The organism is Roseibium sp. Sym1 (genome assembly GCF_027359675.1).
Classification (GTDB): Bacteria; Pseudomonadota; Alphaproteobacteria; order Rhizobiales; family Stappiaceae; genus Roseibium.
Genome location: NZ_CP114786.1, coordinates 5,905,666 through 5,929,607, shown reverse-complemented (window position 1 = coordinate 5,929,607; position 23,942 = coordinate 5,905,666). Strand labels below are relative to the sequence as shown.

Below are 23,942 nucleotides of genomic sequence, written 5' to 3'. Positions count from 1 at the left end.
TCGAATAGGCGTAAGCTGTTGAAATAATGGGTGAATGCTTTTGCTGCGTGACAAGGGCCGTTGTTTCGCTGGTTCCGAATGTAGGAAAAGGCTCCTGACAACTGCGTGTCAGGAGCCTTTTCAGGTGGACTTCACATTGGCGTGAGCCCCGCCGGCAGCCAGCTCGGATGGAGTTCTCCCCGCCGGGTCGGGACCCGCTCAGCAAGGTGCTTGACTGATTTGGACGTTTGTCCTAATCATTGTTTAGGTCAAGTGTCCTAATCGGGATTGCTCGCATCGGATTGGTGGACAGGGGAGGGTGACATGTCGGCAGGCAGCACGCGCCAGCAGATCGTCAATGCTGCGGACGGGCTTTTTTACGAACAGGGCTTTGCGCAGACATCCTTTGCCGACATCGCCGCGGCGGTGAACATTTCGCGCGGCAATTTCTACTATCATTTCAGAACCAAGGACGAGATCCTCGATGCGGTGATCGACAAGCGTCTTGCGGACCGCGAGGCACTGCTCGGCAAGTGGAATGAAACCGCCGCGACCCCGCAGGAGCGGATCGCCTGTTTCATCAGGATCGTCATCACCAACCAGTCGAAGATCATGGCCTCTGGCTGCCCGGTCGGCACGTTGACCACCGAGCTGAGCAAGCTCGATCATCCGTCCAGGGACAAGGCCAACCGGATCATGGCGCTGTTTCGCGACTGGTTGGAACGCCAGTTCGAGGAGATGGGCTGCGGAGATGCGTCAGCCGAGCACGCCCTCCACGTTCTTGGCTGGAGCCAGGGCGTGGCGACTCTCGCCCAGGCCTTCAGGGACGAGGTCTATGTCCGCCGGCAGGTTGACGACATCCTCGTCTGGCTCGGCGGCGTTGCCGCAAAGGCCTCCCCCGTCAATTGAACCGGATCAATCGTCAAAAACCAAGGAGACACCCATGTATGTCGTGACCCTGACCTTTTCCGAGCACAAGGCCCGCGCAGGCGAACTGATGGAGGGCCACAAGGCCTGGATCCAGCGCGGTTTTGACAAGGGACTGTTCCTTATGGTCGGCAGTCTGCAACCGAACAGGGGCGGGGCCATATTAGCCCATGGCACAGACAAGGGGACGCTTGAGGCGTTTGTTGCGGAAGATCCCTTCGTCATCGAGAACGTGGTGAGCGCCGACATTCTGGAAATCACGCCGGCGCGGCTGGACGAGCGTCTGGACTTTCTCGCCGCCTGACGGGGAAGGTGCTCACGGGACACCTCCGGAGCTTGCCAGGCGCCACGGTTTGATGGCACAGACATTGGCGGGACAAACATTCGACACAGAGCGGCGCCATCAAGCCCGAACAAGCTCTGGGAGGACGCCGCATGCTCGACATCAAGGGATCCCTGCCTGCCCTCGTGACACCGTTCAGGGAAGGCAAGGTCGACTACGACGCGCTGGAGCGCCTGGTCGAGTGGCATATCGCCGAAGGCAGTGACGGTCTTGTGGCCGTCGGCACAACCGGCGAGAGCCCGACGGTCTCCAAGGACGAGCACAAGGAGGTCATCCGGCGGGTGGTCGAGCTGGTTTCAGGCCGCGTGCCGGTCATAGCGGGAACCGGTTCCAACGCCACCGCACAATCGCTCGACATGCTCCAGCATGCCGAAGCGGTCGGTGCCGACGCGGCGCTGATCGTGACTCCCTACTACAACAAGCCCAGCCAGGAAGGGCTGCTGGCGCATTATCGCGTTCTCCACGACAACAGCGACCTGCCGATCATTCTCTACAACATCCCCGGCCGCTGCGTGATCGACATCCTGCCGGAGACCATGGCAGAGATGGCACGCTGGCCCCGGATCATCGGTGTCAAGGATGCCACGGGCAGCATGGAGCGGGTCAGCCGGCAGCGGGCGCTCTGCGGCAAGTCCTTCATTCAGCTCAGTGCGGAAGATGCCGCCGCTCTCGGCTTCAACGCCCATGGCGGCCGTGGCTGCATTTCGGTCACCGCCAACGTGGCACCGCGCCTGTGCGCCGAATTCCAGAAGGCCTCGCTGGCCGAGGACCTGAACCTGGCGCGCGACTACCAGGACCGTCTTCTGCCGCTGCATTCGGCGGTGTTCCTGGAGCCGCCCGCGGCTTGCGTCAAATATGCCCTGTCGCGGCTCGGACTTTGCGGGGAAGACGTGCGGTTGCCCCTGGCTCCGGTCACGAATGACACCCGCCGGGCAATCGACAAGGCCATGGAGGCCGCAGGTCTCCTCTGACCGGGCACCATTGCCCGGGAGCGTGCAGACTCTCGCGCGTCCTGTCCCCTACCGGTGCGAAAGCGCTTGATTTGCCCCGTGGGAGCCACACCGCCGGGCCATCTTTCCCGTGCGGAACCGCATTTTGTGATGTTCGTCACACTTGCACTGCGCATGTTTGTTCGCACCGCTGGGGAGACTGTGCAGATTTCTGCACAGTTGTACATGTTAACACTTTCGCGTTGATCCTGTTTTCATCAGCAATTTCAATGAATTGAGAAAATTTCAGCGAGTTGGCACAGCCGTTGCAATTCACTTGGCATCGGCACCGGACATCACGGCGCCCCGGAATTCGGAAGACAGACTGCACTCAGTCACGGACACAAACCCAGACTCAAGGAGCACTCAAATGTCCAACATCGCATACATCACCGTCAAGGGCGCAACCCAGGGCGACATCACCTCCGACGCAACCACCGCCGACAGCATCGGCAACCTGTGGCAGGAAGGCCATGAGGGCGAATCCCTGGTCTATGCCTTCGAACAGAACGCCGTCGTGCCGCGGGATCCGCAGTCCGGCTCCATCATCGCCACCCGGCGCCACATGCCGACCACCTTCATGAAGCCGGTCGACAAGGCCACCCCGCTGTTGTGGCAGGCATTGGCCACCGGCGAGACCATGGAAATCGAAGTCCAGTTCTGGCGCACCTCGACTTCCGGCGTGCAGGAACACTACTTCACCGTCAAGTTCACCGACGCGGTCATGGTCGAAGGCAAGACGATCCTGCCGGACGTCAATGACGAAGCCAATGCGTCCCGCGGGGATTGCGACAAGTGGTCCTTCACCTACCGCAAGGTCGACTGGACCCACGAAAAGGCCGGCACCAGCGCTTCCGACGACTACCGCGCTCCGGTCACCTGATCACACCAGCGCCTATGGGCTGCGTCCTGCAACGCAGCTCAAAGGCCATACCCTCACAAAATTGGCTGAATTGGTAGGAATGAATTTGTTTGCATTCAAGGCGCGAAGTTGCAGGAAACCAACTGGTTTTCAAAACTTCGCAACGATGCAGGCGCGCAAATTCATCCTATCCCGCAGGGACGAGCAAACGGCTTCGAGCAACCGCGTTAAATCTTTCAACCGGGTCAAAACCCGCTTTTCAAGATTTGCCTCGCTGCTCAGTGCCGTTTGCACGCCAATTCAGCCAATTTTGCGAGGGTATGGCCTCAGCCGGAAGGATGCCCCTCCCGACGGCTGGAACCGCCCGGTCCCTGCGCCGGGCGGTTATTTTTTTGCGCATCGCTATGCCATGCAACACGCCGCGCCGCTTTCCCTGTGGTTAAATATTGCCAGCAACGGCCCGACCGGCCGGGAGGGAGGTCAGCGTGAATACAGGCCAGATCAGCAGTGAAGCCGTTCAGTGGATCGCGCTTGTTACCGGATTTCTCATGTTCCTGGTTGCAGATCTGCGCCGCAACCGCGTCCCGCTGGCCTCCGAGCCCGTCACGACCAACCAGGGTTCCATCATGATGTACATCGTCTGGCAGGCGGTGATCGCCATTGCCCTGTCCGTCGTCCTGGCGGTTTATCTGGGGATCCTGTTCCGCTTGAGCGAAGAACCCGTGCCCTTGGCGGGGACGGGCGGACTGGCCCTGCTGTCGGGCCTTGCGGGCATCGCCTTCGGTTGCGCCGCCAAGCTGCGTGCGCGGGACGCGGGGCAGGGGCGCGGTGTCGCCCTTCTCGGCATCATCCCGCTCGCCAATCTGGTGCTGATGGTCTTGCCTCCGAAAAAGACGCCCGAACGGCCGCCCTACAGGCCAGAGGCTAGGCCTGCCCGCATCTTGATCGGGCTGGCCGCGATTGCGGGATTCGCGGCCCTGTGGCCGTTCAATGCCCTGGTCAGCGACTATCTTGTCGCAGCGCGGCTTCAGACCATCGCCGGGCGGTCGGCTTTCACCGAACACGCCTATCCGCCGGCAGATGTGTCCGAACCCGCGCAAGCGAACGGATTTGGGGTTTCTCGTGACGAGAAAGGCATCCAGTACCGCTTCATCTTGCCTGGCGCGCAGGCCGATGCGGACAAGTTGAAGGACTGGATCGTCGACACGATGCTGCCGGAAACGCAAGAGGCGGTCTGCCGGCAAACCCTCGTGACGGAAGCGGGCTGGACCATTTCGTACGAGTACAGGGGCGAGGACGGCAACCTGATCGCCAATGTCTTTGTCCTGCCCGGGGATTGTCCTGAGCAGAAACAATAATCGCCCTCACAACAAAAAAGCGCCCCGGTGGAGCGCTTTTCTGTTTTGTTTCAAAAGATTACTGAACCCGCGGGAACAGGGTTTCGATCTCGCCAAGCGTGCCATCGCCCTGAAGCCGGTCCAGTTCCGGTTTCCACGGCGTGCTGGTCTCAGGAGCGTTCAGCATCTTGAGGGCGCGGCTGGCAGAGCCCGGTATGACCTGGGTCAGCGCTTCCATGACGACACGCAGGCAGTCGAGCGTGACATAGATCACCGTCTGGCAGCGCTCCCTCGTGTCCTCGTTCTTGATGAGTTCCCAAGGGGCCTGCTCGGCGAAATAGTTGTTCATCTCGTCGGCGACGGTGATGATCGCCTGCATCCTTGCCGGAATGTCGGCCAGGTTGATCCAGTCGCCAAACCCGGACGTTGCCTCGACCACGAGCTTGCGGATGGCTTCGTCCCCGGCTGACAGGGGCCCCGGAGCCGGGACCGTGCCGTCGAACCTGGCATTGGAGAACTTCGCCGCCCGCGACAGCAGGTTGCCGATCTTGTTGCCAAGCTCGCTGTTATAGGCCTGGGTGATCAACTCGACGGAGATCTGGCTGTCGCTGTCGGCGCGCATGTGCCGGGCGAGATACCAGCGCAGGGCGTCGACGCCGAGCTTCTCGATCACTTCGCCCGGATCGACCACGTTGCCGATGGATTTCGACATTTTCACACCGCCGGCCCCGACCCAGTGGCTGTGCACAGAGAGCTTCTTCGGCAGCGGCAGGTCGGCGGCCATCAGCATGATCGGCCAGTAGACACCGTGCGGCTTCAGGATGTCCTTGCCGATCAGGTGCTCGCACTCGGCCCACCAGGAAGCAAAGCTCTCGTCCGGCCAGTCGATATTGGTCAGGTAGTTGGCCAGGGCATCGAACCAGACATAGGTGACAAAGTCGGTGTCGAAGGGCAGTTCGACGCCGAGGGTCACGCGAGTCTTCGGCCGGGAGATGCACAGATCCTCCAGCGGCTCGGAGAGCATCTGTTTCAGCTCGTTCCTGAAGGCCTCCGGCTGCACGAAATCCGGGTTGTCGGCAATGTGCTTCAAGAGGCGCTCGCGGAACGGCTCCATCTTGAGGAAATAGTTGGTTTCCGCGGTCTGCTCGACCTTCATGGTCGGGTGCAGCGGGCACTGGCCCTCTTCGGTCAGATCGCTCTCTTTCTTGAACTCCTCGCAGCCCTTGCAATAGGTGCCGGTGTAGTTCTTCTTGACGATCAGGTCCTTGTCGAAGATCGACTGCTCCATGCCGGCAACGGCCTGCTTGTGGCCTTCGCGGCTGGTGCGCACGAAATAGTCGTAGGTCACGTCGAGCTGGTCGAAGACGTCCCGGAATTCCTTGCAGCGCATGTCGAGGAATTCCCCGACCGGCATGCCGAGATCCTGGGCCGCTTCCTGGTTTTTCTGGCCGTGTTCGTCCACGCCGGTCGACAGCATCAGCTCATGACCCAGCGCCTGGCGGTTGCGTTTCAGGATATCCGCCATGATCGACGTGAAGGCGTGACCGATATGCGGTGAACCGTTGACGTAGTAGATCGGGGTGGTGATGTAGCTTTTCATCCAAACGCTTTCGAAATTCCGGCTGAGACGGGCGGAACGCTTTCAAAACGCTGCCGTTCGGTCGCTGGGACAGGCCCAAGAGTGAAGTCGCTGCTATATTTCACACTCACGGGATCAAGAAAAGCCCCGGCCTTGCTTTCTACGCTCAAAGTGGGTGATCGGACATGGAACTCAAGGGGAGGCGGAGTTTCTCATTCGGGTCCCATCGCCGCCGCGACCAGCGAGTATCGGCCCTATCTTGTTCGTCATTGCCGGGCATGACCCGGCAATCCATGCCGTTGTATCACCCCGAAACCGGGCCTCTCCTTGAGGCCCCTGAACGGTATGGATGCCATGGTCAAGCCCACTACTGTCCGGTTTAACTCGGTCCATGTTCAGCAGGTCATTGATTCATTGTCGATATTTCCGCTTTTTCCGATCCGGGACACGTAGCGCCTTACCGCTTGCGCCCCTCTCCCCCCTGGAGGGGGAGATGTCCGGGAACCGGACAGAGGGGGGGCGCAGCGGTTCCGCGAATTCGAAAAAGGCCTTGTTTGCCGAGAGGTTGAGCCCCCCTCTGTCTCCTATCGGAGACATCTCCCCCTCCGGGGGGGAGACTGGAACAAGCGGCATAGCCTGATTGTGGTCAGAGGTTCCTGCTTAACCGGACAGCAGTGGGTCAAGCCATGGGATGACGGAGATTGGCGAGATCGGTTCTTTCCAAGCTGCGCCTGTCTGCGTTCGGCAATCGCCTGCTACCCGATCACCCAGATCCCGCCCAATACGAACAGGGCCAGAAACACAGTCTGCGTGACCAGCATCCAGATGGCCGGGCCGCCGACTTCCAGCAACTTGGGGATCGAGGTTTTCATGCCGACCGCGGCAATCGCCGCAAGCAACGCCCAACGGGAGACCTGACCGGCCGCGTCCTTGACCATCTCCGGGATCAGTCCGAAGGAATTCAGTGCCGCCAGCACCAGGAAGGCGATGACAAAGGCCGGCATCAAGGGCGGCCGAGACGTTCCCGGCCCGGTGCTGCTGCGCAGGATCAGCGCGGCCACCAGCACGATCGGTGCCAGCAGCGTGACGCGGATCAGTTTCACCAGGGTGGAAAGATCGCCGGTTTCCTCGGAGATCGAGAATCCCGCACCGACCACCTGGGCCACATCATGGATGGTGCCGCCGAGGAAAACGCCGGTGGCGTCCATGGAAAGACCGAGGGCGCTGGTCAGGATCGGGTAGAAGATCATGGCCAGCGTCGAGAGCACGGTCACGGTGATGACGGTGAAGGCGAGGTCCCGCTCCGCGTGTTCGCGCTTGGGCAGGATCGAGCCGATCGCCATAGCAGCCGAGGCACCGCAAATGGCGACGGCACCGCCGGACAGAAATGAAAACAGCCGGTCGCGACCAAAAAACCCACCGATCAGCAGCGAAAAACCGATTGTGGCCAGGACGCCGACGATCACCAGGGCCAGGAAAGGCAGGCCGAGCGCCTGTACCATTTCCACGCTGATGCGCACACCCAGAAGCGCCACGCCGATCCTGAGCAGCGTGCGTGCGGAGAAGGCGATGCCTTCGGCGGTGCGCTGTTCGTCGGACAGGAAGTTGAGCGGCATGCCCAGCAGGATCGCCATCAGCATGGCCGGGGCGCCGTAATGCTCGTTCAGGAACTGGGCGGCGATGGCCACCAGGCCGGCGATGACGATGCCCGGGAACAGCTGGTTGGCCCGGTCTTTCAATGGTTCGACCATTGTTGTTCCTTCTGGTTATCTGTCGACCGGCAGGCCGCTGGGGACGGTGTCCGGGACACCAAGGGGCGGGGTGGTGACAGAAGTCGTGCCGGTCAGGCTTTTCAGGAAAGCGATCAGGTCGGCAACATCATTGTCTGTCAGCGCAACGGGGGCAATATCGCGGAAACGCGCCTGGCGTGCCATCTCACGAGCGTCATTCCAGACCACGAAATCGATGGCCTCCAGCCATGGCGCGTGCGGCAGGTCCGCGGTCTGCGGCGACCAGGAGGCCAATGCGCCGTCCGGATCGAGATGGTGGCGGATGATGCCTTCGAGTGTTGAATAGGCGCCGTTATGGCCATAGGGTGCGGTGAGTTCAACATTGCGCAGCATGGGTGTGCGGAAGCGATAGGCGTCCTCCAGCCGGTCGGTCTCGCCCATCACACCGACATCGCGCACCATCGGATCGAACCGCCGGGTGCGGCCGGGGCCGAAGGGCGGCAGACCGAGCGCATGGAATTTCTGGTCGCTCAGAAGCTTGCCGGAATGGCAGCCCGAGCAGCCGGCCTCTCCGAAGAACAGGTCGAGCCCGCGCTTCTGGGCATCATTCAGGGCCGCATCGTCCCCGGACAGAAAACGGTCGAACGGACTGTCGAAGCTCTGCCACTCGACGGCCTGGAAAGCGGCCAGCGCGTTGGCGATCTCGACGATGGTAACGTCCTTCGGCGTGTCGATGTGATCGAACGCCTCGACGAACAGTCTGCCGTATTCGGGGATCACCCTGACCCGCTTGGCGAGGATCGGCCAGGCGTAGTCGATCCGGTCGTGGATCGCGCCGGCGACTTCGTTTTCCTTCGGGTTGCCGGCCATTTCGAACTGCGCGGTCACCGGAAAGACGGCCTGTGCCGCGAGCAGCGAATTGAACCCCGTCGGCAGCCATTCCTCCGCCGGAGAATTGAAGCCGTTCTCAAAGGTGTCGGCAATCGAGAGCCGGCCGTCGTGAAAGAGGGTGTGAAGTTCTTTTGCGCCAAGATTCCAAAGACCTGGCGCGTTTCGTGGAATCCGTTTCTTGATCCGGCTGTCGCCCGAACCGGCAACACGATCGGTGCCGAGCCCGTGGCCACCTTCGCCGATCCCGAGAGACAGGCGATCTCCGGTGCCGAGCCGTGGATGATGGCAGGTTGCGCAGGCGATATTCCTGTTGCCGGACAGGATCCTGTCGTAAAAGAGAAGCTGACCGAGCGCAGCCTGTTTGCGGTCGAAATTGAGAAAATCCGCCTGCGTCAGAGGCGCGGGCAGGTCTGCCGCAAAAGCTGCTGGCGCCGACAGAACAACAATCAGAGGGAGCGAGCAGAACCCATGCAGAAGACCCTGAAAGCCGCGATCCTGTGTCTTGCCGTTGCGGGCACGCCGGCGCTTGCCGAGATCGAGCAGGCCCGCGACCTGATGGAGGCCGACCGCTACGAGGAGGCGATGAAGGAACTCTGGCCGGCGGCGCGGTCCGGCAATGCCGACGCCGAGGAACTGATCGGCGTCATGTATGCCATGGGGCTTGGGGTCGAGCGCGACGACCAGCGGGCATTCGAATGGTATCTCAGAAGCGCCATGAAGGGACACCCAGGCGCGCAATCGGGTGTCGGCTGGTATTATGAGGTCGGCCGGGGCATGCCGGCGCCCGATCTCGTACGGGCCTACATGTGGTACACGCTCTCTGCCATCGGGGGTGATCCCGATGCCGCGATCTCTCTGGAAGAGGTGGTCAAGAAGATGACCAGGGAAGAGATTGAGAAGGCGCATATCCTCGTCGATGACTACAAGGTCTGGATGTATCCGTTCCGTTGATTTTCTTTTCCGGTCGGTTCAAGCCTCCAGTTTAGAGGCTTCAACGGATCGGAACCGCAAAGAAATTGCCAAGATCGGGAACCCGGCAATGGCCGGGTTCCCGTTTTCAGGTCAGTTCAGGTCGGCGTCGCGCTCACCGTTGACGTCGCTTTCCGCTGCTGCCACGGCTTCTTCCAGGGCGCCGAAGATCTCGCCGCCACGGGTGACGTTTTCCTTGAACCAGTCATAGACCGGAGCGGCTGCCTCCTTGAAGGCGGCCTTCTGTTCCGGGGTCGGCACATAGAGGTCGCCGCCGCCGGCGACGAAGTCCTCATAGGCCTGGATCGACTTGCGCTTCGGCGAGGCGAAGGTGGCCTGCTGCAGAGCGTAGAAGCCGTCCACGACCACGCGGCGCATGTCTTCCGGCATCGACAGGAACTTCTCGTTGTTCATCCACCACAGGGCGCCCATGTAGGCATGGCCGTCCAGGGTGACATATTGCAGGCCGGCATCCGGGAACTTCATGCCCATGATGTCGGTGATGCCGTTCTTGGAGCCTTCGACGACGCCGGTCTGGAAGGAGGTGAACAGTTCCGGCCACGGGATCGGGGTCGGGGAGGCACCGAGGGCACGGACCAGTTCCTGCGGCAGGTCGGCGACGACGGTACGGATCTTCAGGCCTTCCATGTCGGACGGGTTTTCCACGCGACGCTTGGTGTTGGCGAAGTTGCGCCAGCCGCCGGTGTTGCCGATGGTCATCAGGCGGATGGCATTGCCGCTGTCTTCCAGTGCCATGTCGCGCATGGTGCGGGTGAAGTCACCGGACAGGACGTGCTCGGCGATGCGGTCGTCGCTCATCATGTAGGGCAGGTCGAGCACCTGCACATACGGGAAGATGCCCGAGGCACCGCCCGAGGTGGAGATGTAGATGTCGATCGCACCGTCGGCGACGCCCTGCAGGCATTCCGCGCCGTTGGAGCAGAGCTGCGTACCGATGAAGAGTTCGACCTCGATGGCGCCGTTGGAGGCGGATTCGACGAAGTTCTTGAAGACCACCAGGCCGTCATAGTCCTCGTCGTTCTCGTTCGAGTTGGCCGTGGCGCGCAGGGTGTAGTCCGCGGCCAGGGCGCTTAAGCTCGATCCGGCGAGCATCGCCGCGACGGTGAGCGTTTTGAGGGCAGTTTTGAGCATGAGGTTCCTCCCTTTGATAAAGCTCAAATCAGTTGGCAAATCCGGTCCAGCGCGGGATCGTCATCGAAAGTGCCGGGATATAGGTGATCAGGAAGATCACGGCGATCTCCACCGCGAGAAACGGCAGAATGGCCTTGGCGATGGTTTCGACCCGTTCCCGGGACACCGACGCCGCGACAAAGAGCACCAGTCCCATCGGTGGCGTCGCCAGGCCGATGGTCAGGTTGACGCTCATGATGATGGCGAAATGGATCGGGTCGACGCCCATTTCGACAAAGATAGGGCCGAGGATCGGACCGAGAATGATGATCGCGGGACCCGCGTCCAGGAACATGCCGACCACGAACAGCAGCAGGTTGATCAGGAACAGCAGGATCAGCGGGTTCTCCGACAGGCTCAAGACGAAGTCGGCCATGATTTCCGGCGCGTGGCTGAGGCTGACCACCGTCTTGAAGGCCATCGCCGCCCCGACCAGAAGAAGCACCACGGCGGAGGTGATGCCGGCGCGGTTCAGGATGCCGGGCAGGTCCTTCATCTTGATGGAATGCAGCACGAAGAAGCCGATGACCAGCGCATAGGCAACTGCGACCGCGGCTGCCTCTGTCGGCGTGAACACGCCGATCAGGATGCCGCCAAGGATGATGATCGGCGTCTGAAGCGGTGCGACGGCCTTTTTACAGACGGTGCGAAAATCCGCGGAAACGGCCTGGCGCAAGCTGATCAGAATGCCGTGTGAGACCGCCAGCAGCACCAGGAACAGGACGATGCCCGTCGCACCGGACAGGTCGACGAAGGCTGAGGCCACCACCATGAGCAGCGAGGCCAGGTTGAGCCGCAGCAGCAACAGGGACACCCAGTACTCGACCGGCGCCAAGGTCTGGCCCGGATTGACGATCCGCTGGGCCTTCGGCAGGTCGTATTTGTCGGCCATGAAGCGGACCATCAGCATCAGTCCGACGCCGACCATGACACCGGGCACGATGCCCGCGAGGAACAGGGCGGCGACGCTTTCACCCATGACATAGGCGTAGATGATCATGATGCCCGACGGCGGGATAATCGGGCCGATGACGGAGGAGGCCGCGGTGACGGCGGCGGCGAACTTGCGGGTGTAGCCCTGTTTTTCCATGGCCGGGATCAGCATGGAGCCGAGCGCGGAGGTGTCGGCGACCGCAGAGCCGGAGAGACCGGCAAACAGCATGGAGGACAGGATGTTCACATGGGCCAGGCCGCCGCGCAGATGGCCCATCAGCGCCTGGGAGAATTCCACCAGGCGGGTGGTGATGCCGCCCTTGTTCATCATCTCGCCGGCGAGCATGAAGAACGGAATCGCCATCAGAGGAAAGCTGTCCATGCCGTTGTAGACGTTGCGGTAGAGCAGCGTGATGTCGCGTTCCTGGCCGTTCAGCCACAACAGCAGGCCGGGTGCGGCCAGGAGGCCGAAGAACACCGGCAGGCCGATCATCAGGAAGACGAGAAAGACGGGAAGGAACCAGATCAGCATCAGTCGGCTCCCGCCATGTCGGCATCCGGAATGACGGGAAGGCGCTCGGCCCCGCCAAGCGTCGAGATCAGGTTGCGCAGGATCAGTTCGATATTGACCAGGATCAGCAACGTGACGCCGACCAGCAGGGACATCATCATCCAGCTGCGCGGCACACGGAACCATTCGCTCAAGGTCAGGTTGCCGGGAACGTAGAGCGAGGCGGTCGCGAATTTGCCGCCGAAACCGGTGACCTCGCCGTAACCTATCTGGACCGCGACCACGAGGACGGCGAGGGAGATCAGCAGAAGGGCCAGGGAGAGGAGGTTGCCGAGCATGCGTGGCAGCGCAACGGTCAGCATGTCAATGGCGACAAAGCCGCCGCGGCGGAAGGCGGTCGGCGCCATCAGGCCGGTCATCCAGAGCATGCAGAAGCGCGCGGCCTCGTCCGGCCAGGGCAGGGCGTTGTTGAAGACATAGCGGGCGACAACCTGAATCAGGATCGCGACCACCATCAGGGCCACGGCAACGATGCCGATCCAGCGGCCGATCCGCAGCAGGTGCGAATTCAGCCAGTCGAGCGGCACAAGGACCGCCAGCAAAATGCCCATCAGGGCTCCTCCCTAAACTACCCTTTCAGCGGGCCGGTCTTCGCCCCGCTTTCCGCGCTTATTCTGGCGCGATCTGGCCAAGCTTGCCCGCGAAAAAGGTCAGTGCATCTCCCTGGCGCATTTCCGCCTGCATGACTTCTCCGAGCACGATCAGGTGGTCGCCGCCCTCATAGGCGGCAAAGCGCTTGCACTCGAATCGGGCAAGGCAGTTCTCGATCAGCGGAACGCCGTTGTCGTCGATCCGGTGCGGCAACCGGTCGAATGCATGGGCGTTGCGCACGAAACCGTTGCAGACCTCGGCCTGGTGATGGCTGAGAACATGGATCGCGTAATGTTCCGCGGTCTCGAAATAGCGGAACCGGCGCGAGCCCTTGTCCGGCATCCACAAGACAAGGGGCGGATCCAGCGACACGGACGAGAAGCTGTTGGCGGTGATGCCGACGGGACCGTCGTCCGAATGGGTGGTCACCACGGTGACACCGGTGGCAAAGCGTCCAAACGCGTCGCGCAGGAGGCGGGTGTTGTCCGTGTCCGGTTCGAATGTGACGGGATGATTGGCATTCTGCATGGTCATCAGGGCACCTCTTGTCCAAGGGCCGCCTCGTAGAGGCGATACCAGGTTTCGCGGTCCAGGTTGACTTTCAGGGCATCGGAAATCCGGGAGATCCGGTCCAGGTTGTTGGTGCCCATGACCGGCAGGAGCTTTGCCGGATGTGCGAGCAGGAAGGCGACCGCGACAGCAGGCCGGTCGACACCGGCATCGAGCGCCAGTTCGTCCATCACCTTGCCGAGTGCGCCGCCTTCGGTGATCAGCGAGCCGCCGCCGAGCGGTGACCAGGCCATCAGTTTCGTGCCGAGGCGCTGGTGGAAGGCAAGATCGCCATTGGTGAACGGCCCGATTTCCTTGAGCGATATCTCGATCTGGTTGGTCACCAGCTTCGACGACATGGCCGACTGCAGCAGCTCCCAGTCCCAGGGACGGAAATTCGAGACGCCAACATTCTTCACCTTGCCGCTCTTGATCAGATCGTCGAGCGCAGCGCCGGTCTCATGATGGTCCATGAACGGATCTGGCCGGTGGATCAGCAGGAGATCAATCGTCTCGATGCCCATGTCGCTGAGCGAAAACTCGACGGCCCGTTCGATATGGGCGCGCGAGGTGTCGTAATGCTTCACCTTCGCGTCCGCATAGCGGCCCGTCGGCGCGACGATGTCGCATTTGGTGACGATTTCCATTTTGCTGCGCAGGGAAGGGCTGGCCTTAAGCGCGCCGCCGAGCACCGCTTCGGCGGCATAACCGCCATAGATGTCGGCCTGGTCGAAGGTGGTGATGCCCTGGTCGAGACAGGCCTGGATTTTCCGCTCCACATGGGCCGGCGACGTGTCGGCATCGTCGCCGAGACGCCACATGCCGTAGATCAGGCGGGAAAATTCCAGCGTTTCGGAGAGTTTGACGCGTTCCATTAACGGCGGACTCCATTGCCAAGCGGGGTTGCGGGGGTATCGGCCGGAACGCGGCCATAGGCTTCGGGAAGCGAGCAGGTCTTCAGGTTCGGCATCACGCGGGCGCCGAAATGCCTGGCTTCTTCCAGGTGCGGGTAGCCGGAGAAGATGAAGGCGCGGATGCCCATCTTCTGGTAGGCCTCGATCTTCGACATGACCTGGTCGGTGGAACCGACAAGCGCGGCGCCGCAGCCAGAGCGGGCCCGGCCGACGCCGGTCCAAAGGTTCGGCTCGATATATCCGAACGCGTCGGCGACATCGCGGTTCTTGGCTTGGTGGCTCACGCCGAGCGACTTGGCGTCGAGCGCGCGTTCGCGGATCGCCGTGCCCTGGTCGTCGTCCAGCTTGGAGACGATGTAGTCGGCGTATTCCTGAGCTTCCTTCTCGGTGTCGCGCACGATCATGTGGACACGTAGGCCATAGTCGAGCGTGCGGTCAAATTGCTCGGCGACCGCATGGACCGCCTTCATGCGGCCTTCCAGCTCTTCCATCTTTTCCGGCCACATCAGGTAGACATCGCAGTGCTGGCCGCACAGCTCCAGGGCTGCCGGCGAATAGCCGCCGAAATAGAGCAGGGGGCCACCGGTCTGGTAGGGGCGGGCAGGGTCGGTGGTCAGACCCTTGAAGGTGTAGACCTCACCCTCGTGGTTGATCTCGTCCTGCGTCCAGGCCTGTTTCAGGATCTCGACCACTTCGCGCGAGCGCTGGTAGCGATAGCCGCTGTCCGCCTGCTCGCCGGGGAAGTCGGACGAGATGATGTTGACTGTCAGCCGGCCCTTCAGCATGTGATCCAGCGTCGCGATGGTGCGCGCCAGCATGATCGGCTGCATCTCGCCGCAGCGCACGGCCGCCAGCAGGTTGATCCTGTCGGTGATCGGCGCACAGCCGGCGACGAAACTGAGCGTGTCCTGGCCGACCTGGTAGGAGGACGGGCACAGGATGTTGCGGAAGCCCTCGGCCTCGGCGGTCTTCACGATCGAAGAGCAATGTTCCCAGGACGAGCGCAGATGGCCTTCCGGAACCCCCAGAAACTGATAGTCGTCGGAACATAATGCAGCGAACCAGGATACCTCCGCTGCATCGAGATCCGGTGACGTGACTGGGACTACGGTCATGAATTTCCTCCCCGGGATCAACCGTTTGAAACACGAAGCGCTCGCATTGCCCCTGGCAGGGGCGTTTGAGGTTTCGTTATTTTCGTTTGTTTTCGATTGGCTTCACTTTGCCGTCGATTTTCTCTTGCATATCACCCGGTTTGATGTAAATCAATAGTGTATCAATTTTGAAAATCAGGCAACCGGAAACGTCATGGCCACCGCCTCACAGTCGCCGAACGCACTGCCGCTCTATGTGCAGATAAGCGAGCTTTTGATCAGGGATATCGCCGCCGGACGGTTGATTGACGGGGAGAGATTGCCGCCTGAAAGGGACATGGCCGAGAACCTGGGCATCTCCATCGGCACGCTGCGCAAGGCGCTGGCGGACCTTACGGAAAAAGGCTTACTCGAGCGAATCCAGGGTTCGGGAAACTACATACGCCAGGGCGGCACCCAGGAAAGCGTCTACGCGATGTTCCGCCTGGAGCTTCTGTCCGGTGGCGGTCTGCCTCGGGCGGACGTCCTCGACGTGACCCGTATCGCCAAGCCCGGTGATCTGCCGGCCTTCGGTACGAGCGGCGAGGGGACCCGGATCCGCCGTCTCAGATATCTCAATGACGTGATGATCGCGGTCGAGGAGATCTGGCTCGATGGCGATGCCGGCACCGTCCGCCGCGACCTCCTGTCCGATTCCCTCTACCGCTATTACCAGAAGCAGCTCGGCTTCTGGATCGTGCGGGCCGAGGACCGGGTGACTATCGGCAAGGTGCCTGACTGGGCGCCGAAATCCTTCACGCTGGCTCCCGGTACGCTCACCGGCTTCATCGAGCGCTTCAGCTGGGCCGACCGGCCCGAGCCCGTCGAATATTCGCGAACCTGGTTCGATACGGACCGGGCGCATTACGTACAGCGACTGAAATAGGCGGACCGCAAGGCCGCCGCACAAGGAGAACAAAATGCCTGCAAAGGTACGGTATGGCGTCATTGGCTGCGGGATGATGGGGCAGGAACACCTGCGCAACATCGCGCTTCTGCCGGACACGGAGGTCACGGTGATATTCGAGCCGGACGCCGGCATGGCCGCTGAAGCCGCGCGCCATGCTCCCAACGCCGTCTTCGTGGACACGCTTGCGGAGCTTTTGAAGGTCGATGCGCTCGACTGCATCCTGATCGCCAGCCCCAACCATTGCCACGTGCCGCAGATGGAAGAGATCCGCAGGACGCGCCCGCTGCCGCTGCTGGTCGAAAAGCCGCTGTTCACCGACCCGAAGGATCTTGCCGAACTCGACAGTTTCAAGTCGACCTACCCGGCGCCGGTCTGGGTGGCCATGGAATACCGCTACATGCCGCCGATCGCGGCGCTGGTCGAGCAGGCGGAGCTTGCCACCGGTGGCATCAAGATGCTGACCATCCGCGAGCACCGGTTCCCGTTCCTCGACAAGGTTGGCGCCTGGAACCGCTTCAACAAGTACTCCGGCGGCACGTTCGTCGAGAAATGCTGCCACTTCTTCGACCTGATGCGCCTGATCATGAAGGCGGAACCAGTGCGCGTCATGGCCTCCGCCGGTCAGGATGCCAATCACAAGGACGAAATCTACGACGGCGAACAGCCCGATATCCTCGACAATGGCTACGTGATCGTGGATTTCGAGAACGGCGCGCGCGCAATGCTGGAACTGTGCATGTTCGCGGAAGGCTCGCGCTACCAGGAAGAAGTCGTCGCCGTCGGCCCGCAAGGCAAGATCGAGGCCTTCGTGCCGGGTCCCGGGAGGTTCTGGCCGCAGGAGCTCGGCGAGCCGCCGGTGCCGCAGCTGGTTGTCTCGCCGCGCAGCCCCAAGGGACCGCGCCAGATCGACATTCCTGTCGATCCGGCCATTCTCGATGCCGGCGATCACAACGGCTCCACCTTCTACCAGCATGAAGGCTTCGTGGCCGTTGTGCGCGGCGAGAAGGCGCTTCCGGACGTGACGCTCGAGGATGGCCGGCGCGCCGTGGAAATGGGCCTGGCGGCCCAACAATCGGCACGAACGGGCCAGGCGGTTTCCCTGCAGCCTCAATCGCTGTCCTCTGTCGCTTGCTGATCGTGAACTTTGCATCCGGCGTTTTGCGGCCGGCGCGTTGATCAACGCGCCGGTCTTCTTTGTGCTGGAGCCACCTACCAGTTGCTTCGGGACGGCAGGGAACCAACAGCGTCGGTGCTGAAGCCGTTCCGGCCGCGCCGCATGTTGAGCGCCCGGATCGGGACCTTGTATTCCTTTCCCGTATCGGACTTGCGGCACTGCTGCTTGCGATAGGCAATGTTGTTCGGCACGCCCTTCGTGTTTTGAACCAGCACGCAGAACAGGTCGTAACGGCCATTGATGGCCACCTCGCGCCGGGCGCCCTGTGCGACGATCACTTGCCGGTGCCGGCTGAAAGACCGGTCAAACAACAGGAAATTGCAGTATTTGGCCGCACCGTTCGGGCCGCGGGTGCTCTCGCAGTAGAACGTTTCCGCTTGAGCGCTGCCCGCGGCGGCGACGCAAGCCCACAAGGCGACCAGAAGGATCGCAGGTCCCATGAAGGCGGCACGGCAGGCAATCGGCATTGATCAGGCTCCTGAATTGGGCGCTTTGTCGGACGGTTGTCACAATAGGGTCTGACTATGATCCCGCAACGGGGATGATGGATGTGCCGCGCGACACTGGACATTTTTTCGCCGCTTGCGCAGGATCTGTTGGTGACGTGCCGGTTGTTCCCATCTTTTGCCTGCAACCGGCAATGTGCGCGTCCGGACCGGCTTGCCCGGCCTCGCCTATGGGAGACCCCAATGCGCAAGACCCTTTCTGTACTGCTTTCCTCCACCCTTGTTCTTCAAACGGTGTTCGTGAACGGTGTTCTGGCTGCCCCGGCGGTCACCACGGCCAATGTCAATTTCCGCCAGGGGCCCGGGACCGGCTTCGGTTCACTCGGGACCGTTCCGAACGGTACCCAGGTCGAGCTTGAAAACTGCGACGACAGCGGTGCCTGGTGTTCCGTCAGCTACAATGGCCAGAACGGTTTTGTCAGCGGCCAGTACCTGCAGCTGACGGAACCCGAAGAGACCACCGGCTGGCCGCGCTCCTTCCAGACCGACGCCGGCGCGACACTGGTGCTCTATCAGCCGCAATTCACCGACTGGGACAATTTCAAGACGCTCAAGGCGCTGGTGGCGGCCGAATATATCAAGGACAAGGACGCCAAGCCGGTCTTCGGCGTCATCGGCGTCAGCGGCACGACCGTGGCGGACACGGAAAAAGGCGAGGTCGACGTCAACCAGATCCAGGTGACCCAGCTCGACTTTTCGGCCCTCGACCGCGAATCCCTTACCGATCTGTCGCTGCAGGTCGGCAAGATCATGCCGACCGGCACGATCACCGTGAAGGAGGACCGCATCACCGCAGGCCTCGCCGAATACAAGCGCATGGATGATGTCCAGGGTCTCAATGCGGAAGCGCCCCCGATCTTCATCTCAACCGAGCCGGCCATCCTGGTGCAGACGGAAGGCGCGCCGATCTTCGCGCCCGTCAAGGGCGACCAGGGTCTCAGTTTCGTGGTCAACACCAACTGGGACATCCTCAAGATCGACGACACCGGGGAGCTCTACCTGCGCGACGAGAAGTCCTGGATGACGACCAAGGACGTCTCCAGCGGCTGGCAATCCGTGGACAAGCTTCCAGATCTGATCAGCTCGTTGCCGGACGATGACAACTGGACCGAAACCAAAGCGGCCATTCCGGGCGAGCCGTTTCCGGACAACACGCCGCCGAAGGTGATCTATTCCGACAAACCGGCGGAAATGATCGTCTTTGACGGCGAGCCGAAGCTCGAACCGGTGGAAGGCACGGACCTGGAATGGGCATCCAACACCGACAGCGATGTCTTCTTCCTGAAATCCACCTCCACATGGTACATCCTGGTCTCCGGACGCTGGTTCAAGTCGGCCTCGCTCGATGGTCCCTGGACCTTCACCACGCCTGACATGCCGTCGGATTTCCAGAACATTCCAGAGGACGCGCCCTATTATTCGGTGCGCTCCTCCATTCCCGGAACGTCCGAGGCGTCCCAGGCACGTCTCAAGGCCAGCATTCCGACAACGGCACGGGTCGAGGTCGGCTCGGTCTCGGCGGATGTCTCCTACGCCGGAGACCCTGAATTCGAGAAGATCGAGGGCACGTCCCTGTCCTACGCGGTCAATACCAGCGACCAGGTGATCCAGGTGGGCGCGAAGTATTACGTGCTGCAGGACGGCGTCTGGTTTGTCGGTGACAGCCCGGAAGGCCCGTTCCAGGTAGCGACCTCCGTGCCGGACGAGATCTACACGATTCCGCCCTCCTCGCCGGTCTACAACACCACTTATGTGCGGGTGTACGAGAGTGAGCCGGGTGCGGTCTGGTACGGCTATACGATGGGCTACCTGACCGGCTTCCTCGCCTGGGGGACCTTCGTCTACGGCACCGGCTACTACTACCGGCCCTGGTTCCGGCCGGGCCTTCGGCCGATCTATTTCCCGCGTCCGGTGAGCTACGGCATCGGCGCTTTCTACAATCCGATCCGGGGAACCTTCGGCCGCTACGGCTACGCTTATGGCCCGCTGCGCGGCATTGCCGGCGGCGGCATCTACAATCCGCGCACCGGTGGATACATCCGCGGCGGCGCGATCAGCGGACCGCGCGGCAGCGCCGGTTTCATCTCCGCCTACAACCCGCGCACGGGCAACCGGATTATCGCGGGAGGTGCCCGGGGCATCTACGGCTCCTGGGGCGGCAAGGTCGTGACCGGTCCGCAATGGTCGCGCACCCGCGACCTGCAGGCCGGCGCGGTCAATCGCTGGAAACAGGAAGGGGCCACCGGGCGTGTTGCCAATCTGGGCCGCCGTGGCGACGTGTTCGCCGGGCGGGACGGCTCGGTCTATCGCCGGGATGGCGACAACTGGAAGAAATTCGAGGGCGGCCGCTGGGGTGATGTCGCAGCGCCGTCGCGTGAAAACATCCAGAACCGGCTCGGGGACATCGGCGCGGGCGCAGCCATCGGGGCGGGAGCCGGCGCGGCGCTGGCCAACCGGCCGATCGGCGACAAGCTTCAGAACCGCCCGAACGCCGGCAACCGGCCAAATATCGAACGTCCGGCCAACCTGCCGGCCGGCCAGAGGCCGAATGTCCAGCGGCCCAACGTTCAAAAGCCGAATGTGCAAAGGCCGGCGCAACGGCCAAACGTGCAAAAGCCGAATGTTCAGCGGCCCGCGCAGCGCCCGAATGTGCAAAAGCCGAATGTTCAGCGCCCGGCACAACGTCCGGCGACACGCCCCACCAAGCGGCCCCAGGCGCCGGCCCATCTGAACCGGGACCGGCAGGCGCGCCAGGCCGGCAACCGCCAGGTCAACCGCCAGCGCAACGTTCAGCGCTCGCGGCCACAGGCCCGCCCGCAACGGGGCGGTGGCCGCCGGCGGCGGTAGGTTTGTGAGAAAGGCGACCGCACATTCCGCGTTATCCTGAGGAAGCGCAACTGCGCTGTCTCGAAGGATGGGCCTCACGCCTGGGTGCTTGCCGCCCATCCTTCGAGACGGACCTGCCGGCCCTCCTCAGGATGACGCCGTTTGTTTGGCGCTGCTGCTGCGAGAGAGGACTGCCTGCAGCTATATCGGCAGGTCGCGGGCATCCGCGATGGCTTCCATGGTCATGTAGGACGTGACCGTGTCGAGATCGACCTTCTCGATCAGGCGCTGATAGACCCTGTCGAAAGCGTTCATGTCCTCCACGACGACTTTCAGCATGTAGTCGTAGTCGCCAGCGATCCGGTAGAAGTCGATCACGTTCGGGATCGCCAGGACCTCGCCGCGGAACGTTTCCAGCCAGTCCTTGGAATGGTGGCGCGTGCGGATCATCACGAAAACGGTGAGGTCGAGCCCGAGCCGCTCCGGATCGAGCCGCACCGTGTGACCCTCGATCAGTCCGCTTTCATAAAGCGCCTTCAACCGCCGCCAGCACGCATTCTGCGACAGCCCGACCCTGTCGGCGAGTTCGCGTTGCGACAGGCGGGCATCCCGTTGCAGGGCGCGCAAGAGTGCGCGATCAATATGATCGAATTTCTTGTCCATATTCGATCAAATGACACAAATTTAGCGTAATGACAATCAAGGAAGGTGAGGAACACCAATCCTGAAGGGTCGTATGATCCACGCAAACAGGATCTGGAATTTCACATGACCCACACAACGGGCACGGCCCTCGACCATTTTCGCAACGCCCTTTCCGGCCCGGACCTGATCGCGCGCCTGCGCACCGGTCTGATCGGTGAGGGCGCCACGATCGCCGGTCCGTTCGGAGACCGCGAGCTGATCTATGCCGACTATGTCGCCTCCGGACGCGCCCTGCGCCAGATAGAGGACTTCGTGCTGGAGGAGGTGCTGCCGGTCTACGCCAACAGTCACACGGAAGCCTCTTTCTGCGGCGGTACCATGACGCGCATGCGCGAGGTGGCACGCAGCGAGATCGCCCGGATCTGCGGCGCGGACACACGTTTTGCCACCGTCTTTTGCGGCGCAGGCGCAACGGCGGGCCTGAACCGGCTGGTGCACCTGCTTGGTGTTTCCGGCGCGGCTGTACGCGGTGAAAACCCGCTCGTTGTGATCGGCCCCTATGAGCACCATTCCGACATCCTGCCCTGGCGGGAAAGCGGCGCCGAAGTCGTCGAGATCGGGGAAGCCGCGGAGGGCGGACCGGATCTGGCTCACCTGGAAAAGGTGCTGAAGGCGTCCGGCAAGGGACGGCTGATCGTCGGTGCGTTTTCACTGATGTCCAATGTCACCGGCATCGTCACGGACGAGGTTGCCGTCACCCGGCTGCTCAAGCGCCACGGCGCGCTCAGCGTCTGGGACTGCGCCGGCTCCGGGCCCTATCTGCCTGTCGACATGATGGCCGGTACCGATGCACAAAAGGATGCGGTTGTCGTCTCGCCGCACAAGTTCATCGGCGGCCCGGCAGCCTCCGGTGTCATGATCCTGCGCAAGGCGGCCGTGCAGAAGGCTACGCCGGTTTTTCCGGGCGGGGGCACCGTCCGTTTCGTATCCCCCTGGGACCATGACTACAGCGACAACATCGCCGCCCGCGAAGAGGCGGGGACGCCGAATGTCATCGGCGATATCCGTGCCGCGCTGGCCTTTCTGGTCAAGGAGGCCATCGGACAGCGGCTGATGGACGAGCGTCATGCCGCCTGGCGCGCCAAGGCGCTCGGCGTCTGGCAGGACAATCCCGCAATCGAGATCCTGGGCAATGCGAATGCCCGCCACGTCTTGCCGGTGTTTTCCTTCCGCATTCGCGATCTCGTGCGCGGCGGCTATATCCACCAGCAGCTGGTCACCCGCATGCTGTCCGATCTTTACGGGATCCAGGCAAGGGGCGGCTGCGCCTGCGCCGGGCCTTATGCCCACCGGCTGCTCCAGATCAGCAGGGAAGAATCGGAGACCCTGCGCCGGGGGATTCTCTCCGGTGAGGAACTGAAGAAACCCGGCTGGACCCGGCTCAATTTTTCCGTGCTGATGAGCATGGAAAAAGCCGACAGGGTCATCGCTGCCGTCGAGGATCTGGCAATGAATCCTTATCCGGTCGCGGATTATTATGACTGCGACAGGTCCACGGCCCGCTTCAGGGCCGTCCCGGACGCAGCATAGGAAAGACACACATGTGCCGCTGGGCAGCCTGGAGCGGGGCTCCGAAATATCTTGAAGAACTCATCTGCGATCCGGACCATTCGCTGATCGACCAGAGCCGCAACGCGCTGTCCTGCAAGACCGCGGTCAACGCGGACGGTTTTGGTGTCGCCTGGTATGGAGACCGGGAAACACCATGTCTCTACAAGGACGTGCGACCGGCCTGGTCGGATCCGAACCTGTTGCAGATCGCCGGGCATGTCCGCTCCGGCCATTTCCTGGCCCATGTCCGGGCCTCCACGGGCACGGCGACGACCCGCGAAAACTGCCATCCGTTCACCCATGAGCGCTGGACTTTCATGCATAACGGCCAGGTCGGCGGCTATGACCGGGTGCGGCGGCGGCTCGACAACATGATTCCGGACGATCTCTACCGGCACCGGATCGGCGGTACGGACAGCGAAAGCCTGTTTCTCGTCGCGCTGGCCTATGGCCTGAAACAGCATCCGCGCGCGGCCATGGCGCGTGCCGTCTTCGAGGCCGAGGCCCTGTCCCGCTATGCCGGGACGACACCGCACATGCGCTTCGCCGCCGGCTGGTCCGACGGTACGGTGCTTTACGCCGCTCGCTATGCTTCGGACGCCTTTGCACCCTCGCTCTATTACCGGGTCTATGAAGACGGCGTCATGGTCGTCTCCGAACCGCTCGACGGAGCCCGCGGCTGCTGGATGGAAGTGCCGCAGGGCCAGATGATCGAGGTCCGGGACGGCAGGGTGAACCAGGCAGCGTTCCTGAGCGACGAGGAACTCGCCGAGGCCTGACCC

General features: G+C 62.3%; 23 protein-coding genes. 12 read left to right on the top strand and 11 right to left on the bottom strand.

Going from position 1 to position 23,942, the window contains the following annotated elements; genetic code table 11:
- The first annotated feature begins 303 nt into the window (after positions 1–303).
- The 6 genes from O6760_RS27460 to O6760_RS27435 all read left to right on the top strand — a co-directional run bounded on the left by O6760_RS27460 (position 304) and on the right by O6760_RS27435 (position 4,458).
- Positions 304–888 (top strand): TetR/AcrR family transcriptional regulator, encoded by a 585-nt coding sequence (locus O6760_RS27460; protein ID WP_269582835.1) that lies wholly within the window; start codon positions 304–306, stop codon positions 886–888.
- Between the two features lie 34 nt (positions 889–922).
- A complete protein-coding gene (locus tag O6760_RS27455) occupies positions 923–1,210 on the top strand; it encodes a YciI family protein (protein ID WP_269582834.1) in 288 nt (95 codons plus the stop codon).
- Positions 1,211–1,341: 131 nt separating this feature from the next.
- Positions 1,342–2,220, top strand: coding sequence for a 4-hydroxy-tetrahydrodipicolinate synthase (gene dapA, locus O6760_RS27450; protein ID WP_269582833.1), 879 nt, complete (start codon positions 1,342–1,344; stop codon positions 2,218–2,220).
- A 388-nt stretch (positions 2,221–2,608) separates the two neighbouring features.
- The gene (locus O6760_RS27445) at positions 2,609–3,121 is read left to right on the top strand and encodes an Hcp family type VI secretion system effector (protein ID WP_269582832.1); all 513 of its coding nucleotides are present in this window, start codon (positions 2,609–2,611) and stop codon (positions 3,119–3,121) included.
- Positions 3,122–3,200: 79 nt separating this feature from the next.
- Positions 3,201–3,611, top strand: coding sequence for a hypothetical protein (locus O6760_RS27440; protein WP_269582831.1), 411 nt, complete (start codon positions 3,201–3,203; stop codon positions 3,609–3,611).
- On the top strand, positions 3,586–4,458 hold the full coding sequence (locus tag O6760_RS27435) for a hypothetical protein (protein ID WP_269582830.1): 873 nt from the start codon (positions 3,586–3,588) through the stop codon (positions 4,456–4,458). Before O6760_RS27440 ends, O6760_RS27435 begins: the two co-directional genes overlap by 26 nt.
- A 58-nt stretch (positions 4,459–4,516) precedes the next feature.
- On the opposite strand, the gene metG is transcribed toward O6760_RS27435, so the two are convergent.
- The 3 genes from metG to O6760_RS27420 all read right to left on the bottom strand — a co-directional run bounded on the left by metG (position 4,517) and on the right by O6760_RS27420 (position 9,363).
- Positions 4,517–6,037 carry a methionine--tRNA ligase gene (metG, locus tag O6760_RS27430; protein ID WP_269582829.1) on the bottom strand — a complete coding sequence of 507 codons (1,521 nt, stop codon included), beginning with the start codon at positions 6,035–6,037 and terminating at the stop codon, positions 4,517–4,519.
- A gap of 734 nt (positions 6,038–6,771) precedes the next feature.
- Positions 6,772–7,767: a YeiH family protein gene (locus tag O6760_RS27425; RefSeq protein WP_269582828.1), complete on the bottom strand. Its 996-nt coding sequence runs from the start codon at positions 7,765–7,767 to the stop codon at positions 6,772–6,774.
- Between the two features lie 15 nt (positions 7,768–7,782).
- A complete protein-coding gene (locus O6760_RS27420) occupies positions 7,783–9,363 on the bottom strand; it encodes a cytochrome-c peroxidase (protein WP_269582827.1) in 1,581 nt (526 codons plus the stop codon).
- Between O6760_RS27420 and O6760_RS27415 the strand changes: the two genes are divergently transcribed.
- On the top strand, positions 9,283–9,588 hold the full coding sequence (locus O6760_RS27415) for a tetratricopeptide repeat protein (RefSeq protein ID WP_332306208.1): 306 nt from the start codon (positions 9,283–9,285) through the stop codon (positions 9,586–9,588). The two genes, O6760_RS27420 and O6760_RS27415, sit on opposite strands and share 81 nt — an antisense overlap.
- Before the next feature lie 111 nt (positions 9,589–9,699).
- On the opposite strand, the gene O6760_RS27410 is transcribed toward O6760_RS27415, so the two are convergent.
- From O6760_RS27410 to O6760_RS27385, 6 genes are read right to left on the bottom strand one after another with little or no spacing between them, the layout of a single operon-like run.
- Complete coding sequence (locus tag O6760_RS27410; RefSeq protein WP_269582825.1) at positions 9,700–10,758, bottom strand: TRAP transporter substrate-binding protein; 1,059 nt, start codon at positions 10,756–10,758, stop codon at positions 9,700–9,702.
- 28 nt (positions 10,759–10,786) lie between these two features.
- On the bottom strand, positions 10,787–12,262 hold the full coding sequence (locus O6760_RS27405) for a TRAP transporter large permease (RefSeq protein ID WP_269582824.1): 1,476 nt from the start codon (positions 12,260–12,262) through the stop codon (positions 10,787–10,789).
- Entirely contained in the window at positions 12,262–12,852 is a 591-nt protein-coding gene (locus tag O6760_RS27400; RefSeq protein ID WP_269582823.1) for a TRAP transporter small permease, read from the bottom strand. The genes O6760_RS27405 and O6760_RS27400 overlap by 1 nt, the downstream gene beginning before the upstream one ends.
- Positions 12,853–12,910: 58 nt before the next feature.
- On the bottom strand, positions 12,911–13,426 hold the full coding sequence (locus O6760_RS27395; RefSeq protein ID WP_269582822.1) for a flavin reductase family protein: 516 nt from the start codon (positions 13,424–13,426) through the stop codon (positions 12,911–12,913).
- Positions 13,426–14,316, bottom strand: a complete 891-nt coding sequence (locus O6760_RS27390) for an aldo/keto reductase (protein ID WP_269582821.1) — start codon at positions 14,314–14,316, stop codon at positions 13,426–13,428. Before O6760_RS27390 ends, O6760_RS27395 begins: the two co-directional genes overlap by 1 nt.
- Positions 14,316–15,470, bottom strand: coding sequence for an LLM class flavin-dependent oxidoreductase (locus O6760_RS27385; RefSeq protein ID WP_269582820.1), 1,155 nt, complete (start codon positions 15,468–15,470; stop codon positions 14,316–14,318). Before O6760_RS27385 ends, O6760_RS27390 begins: the two co-directional genes overlap by 1 nt.
- A gap of 193 nt (positions 15,471–15,663) precedes the next feature.
- Between O6760_RS27385 and O6760_RS27380 the strand changes: the two genes are divergently transcribed.
- Positions 15,664–16,374: a GntR family transcriptional regulator gene (locus tag O6760_RS27380; protein WP_269582819.1), complete on the top strand. Its 711-nt coding sequence runs from the start codon at positions 15,664–15,666 to the stop codon at positions 16,372–16,374.
- Between the two features lie 34 nt (positions 16,375–16,408).
- Positions 16,409–17,533 (top strand): Gfo/Idh/MocA family protein, encoded by a 1,125-nt coding sequence (locus O6760_RS27375; RefSeq protein WP_269582818.1) that lies wholly within the window; start codon positions 16,409–16,411, stop codon positions 17,531–17,533.
- Positions 17,534–17,607: 74 nt separating this feature from the next.
- Here the strand turns inward: O6760_RS27375 and O6760_RS27370 are convergent, their stop codons facing one another.
- On the bottom strand, positions 17,608–18,039 hold the full coding sequence (locus O6760_RS27370; protein ID WP_269582817.1) for a hypothetical protein: 432 nt from the start codon (positions 18,037–18,039) through the stop codon (positions 17,608–17,610).
- A 222-nt stretch (positions 18,040–18,261) separates the two neighbouring features.
- Between O6760_RS27370 and O6760_RS27365 the strand changes: the two genes are divergently transcribed.
- Positions 18,262–20,925, top strand: coding sequence for an SH3 domain-containing protein (locus O6760_RS27365; RefSeq protein ID WP_269582816.1), 2,664 nt, complete (start codon positions 18,262–18,264; stop codon positions 20,923–20,925).
- Between the two features lie 180 nt (positions 20,926–21,105).
- On the opposite strand, the gene O6760_RS27360 is transcribed toward O6760_RS27365, so the two are convergent.
- Entirely contained in the window at positions 21,106–21,567 is a 462-nt protein-coding gene (locus tag O6760_RS27360; RefSeq protein ID WP_269582815.1) for an Lrp/AsnC family transcriptional regulator, read from the bottom strand.
- Positions 21,568–21,672: 105 nt separating this feature from the next.
- Between O6760_RS27360 and O6760_RS27355 the strand changes: the two genes are divergently transcribed.
- Together O6760_RS27355 and O6760_RS27350 are read left to right on the top strand one after the other, a co-directional pair.
- The gene (locus O6760_RS27355; RefSeq protein ID WP_269582814.1) at positions 21,673–23,139 is read left to right on the top strand and encodes an aminotransferase class V-fold PLP-dependent enzyme; all 1,467 of its coding nucleotides are present in this window, start codon (positions 21,673–21,675) and stop codon (positions 23,137–23,139) included.
- An 11-nt stretch (positions 23,140–23,150) separates the two neighbouring features.
- Positions 23,151–23,939, top strand: a complete 789-nt coding sequence (locus O6760_RS27350; RefSeq protein ID WP_269582813.1) for a class II glutamine amidotransferase — start codon at positions 23,151–23,153, stop codon at positions 23,937–23,939.
- Positions 23,940–23,942: the final 3 nt, after the last annotated feature.

Excerpts from the sequence above, each read along its gene's own strand:
- O6760_RS27460 (WP_269582835.1), top strand. The coding sequence starts at position 304 with ATGTCGGCAGGCAGCACGCGCCAGCAGATCGTCAATGCTGCGGACGGG.
- O6760_RS27455 (WP_269582834.1), top strand. The coding sequence starts at position 923 with ATGTATGTCGTGACCCTGACCTTTTCCGAGCACAAGGCCCGCGCAGGC.
- dapA (WP_269582833.1), top strand. The coding sequence starts at position 1,342 with ATGCTCGACATCAAGGGATCCCTGCCTGCCCTCGTGACACCGTTCAGG.
- O6760_RS27445 (WP_269582832.1), top strand. The coding sequence starts at position 2,609 with ATGTCCAACATCGCATACATCACCGTCAAGGGCGCAACCCAGGGCGAC.
- O6760_RS27440 (WP_269582831.1), top strand. The coding sequence starts at position 3,201 with ATGAATTTGTTTGCATTCAAGGCGCGAAGTTGCAGGAAACCAACTGGT.
- metG (WP_269582829.1), bottom strand. The coding sequence starts at position 6,037 with ATGAAAAGCTACATCACCACCCCGATCTACTACGTCAACGGTTCACCG.
- O6760_RS27425 (WP_269582828.1), bottom strand. The coding sequence starts at position 7,767 with ATGGTCGAACCATTGAAAGACCGGGCCAACCAGCTGTTCCCGGGCATC.
- O6760_RS27415 (WP_332306208.1), top strand. The coding sequence starts at position 9,283 with ATGTATGCCATGGGGCTTGGGGTCGAGCGCGACGACCAGCGGGCATTC.
- O6760_RS27410 (WP_269582825.1), bottom strand. The coding sequence starts at position 10,758 with ATGCTCAAAACTGCCCTCAAAACGCTCACCGTCGCGGCGATGCTCGCC.
- O6760_RS27405 (WP_269582824.1), bottom strand. The coding sequence starts at position 12,262 with ATGCTGATCTGGTTCCTTCCCGTCTTTCTCGTCTTCCTGATGATCGGC.
- O6760_RS27400 (WP_269582823.1), bottom strand. The coding sequence starts at position 12,852 with ATGGGCATTTTGCTGGCGGTCCTTGTGCCGCTCGACTGGCTGAATTCG.
- O6760_RS27395 (WP_269582822.1), bottom strand. The coding sequence starts at position 13,426 with ATGACCATGCAGAATGCCAATCATCCCGTCACATTCGAACCGGACACG.
- O6760_RS27390 (WP_269582821.1), bottom strand. The coding sequence starts at position 14,316 with ATGGAACGCGTCAAACTCTCCGAAACGCTGGAATTTTCCCGCCTGATC.
- O6760_RS27385 (WP_269582820.1), bottom strand. The coding sequence starts at position 15,470 with ATGACCGTAGTCCCAGTCACGTCACCGGATCTCGATGCAGCGGAGGTA.
- O6760_RS27380 (WP_269582819.1), top strand. The coding sequence starts at position 15,664 with ATGGCCACCGCCTCACAGTCGCCGAACGCACTGCCGCTCTATGTGCAG.
- O6760_RS27375 (WP_269582818.1), top strand. The coding sequence starts at position 16,409 with ATGCCTGCAAAGGTACGGTATGGCGTCATTGGCTGCGGGATGATGGGG.
- O6760_RS27370 (WP_269582817.1), bottom strand. The coding sequence starts at position 18,039 with ATGCCGATTGCCTGCCGTGCCGCCTTCATGGGACCTGCGATCCTTCTG.
- O6760_RS27365 (WP_269582816.1), top strand. The coding sequence starts at position 18,262 with ATGCGCAAGACCCTTTCTGTACTGCTTTCCTCCACCCTTGTTCTTCAA.
- O6760_RS27360 (WP_269582815.1), bottom strand. The coding sequence starts at position 21,567 with ATGGACAAGAAATTCGATCATATTGATCGCGCACTCTTGCGCGCCCTG.
- O6760_RS27355 (WP_269582814.1), top strand. The coding sequence starts at position 21,673 with ATGACCCACACAACGGGCACGGCCCTCGACCATTTTCGCAACGCCCTT.
- O6760_RS27350 (WP_269582813.1), top strand. The coding sequence starts at position 23,151 with ATGTGCCGCTGGGCAGCCTGGAGCGGGGCTCCGAAATATCTTGAAGAA.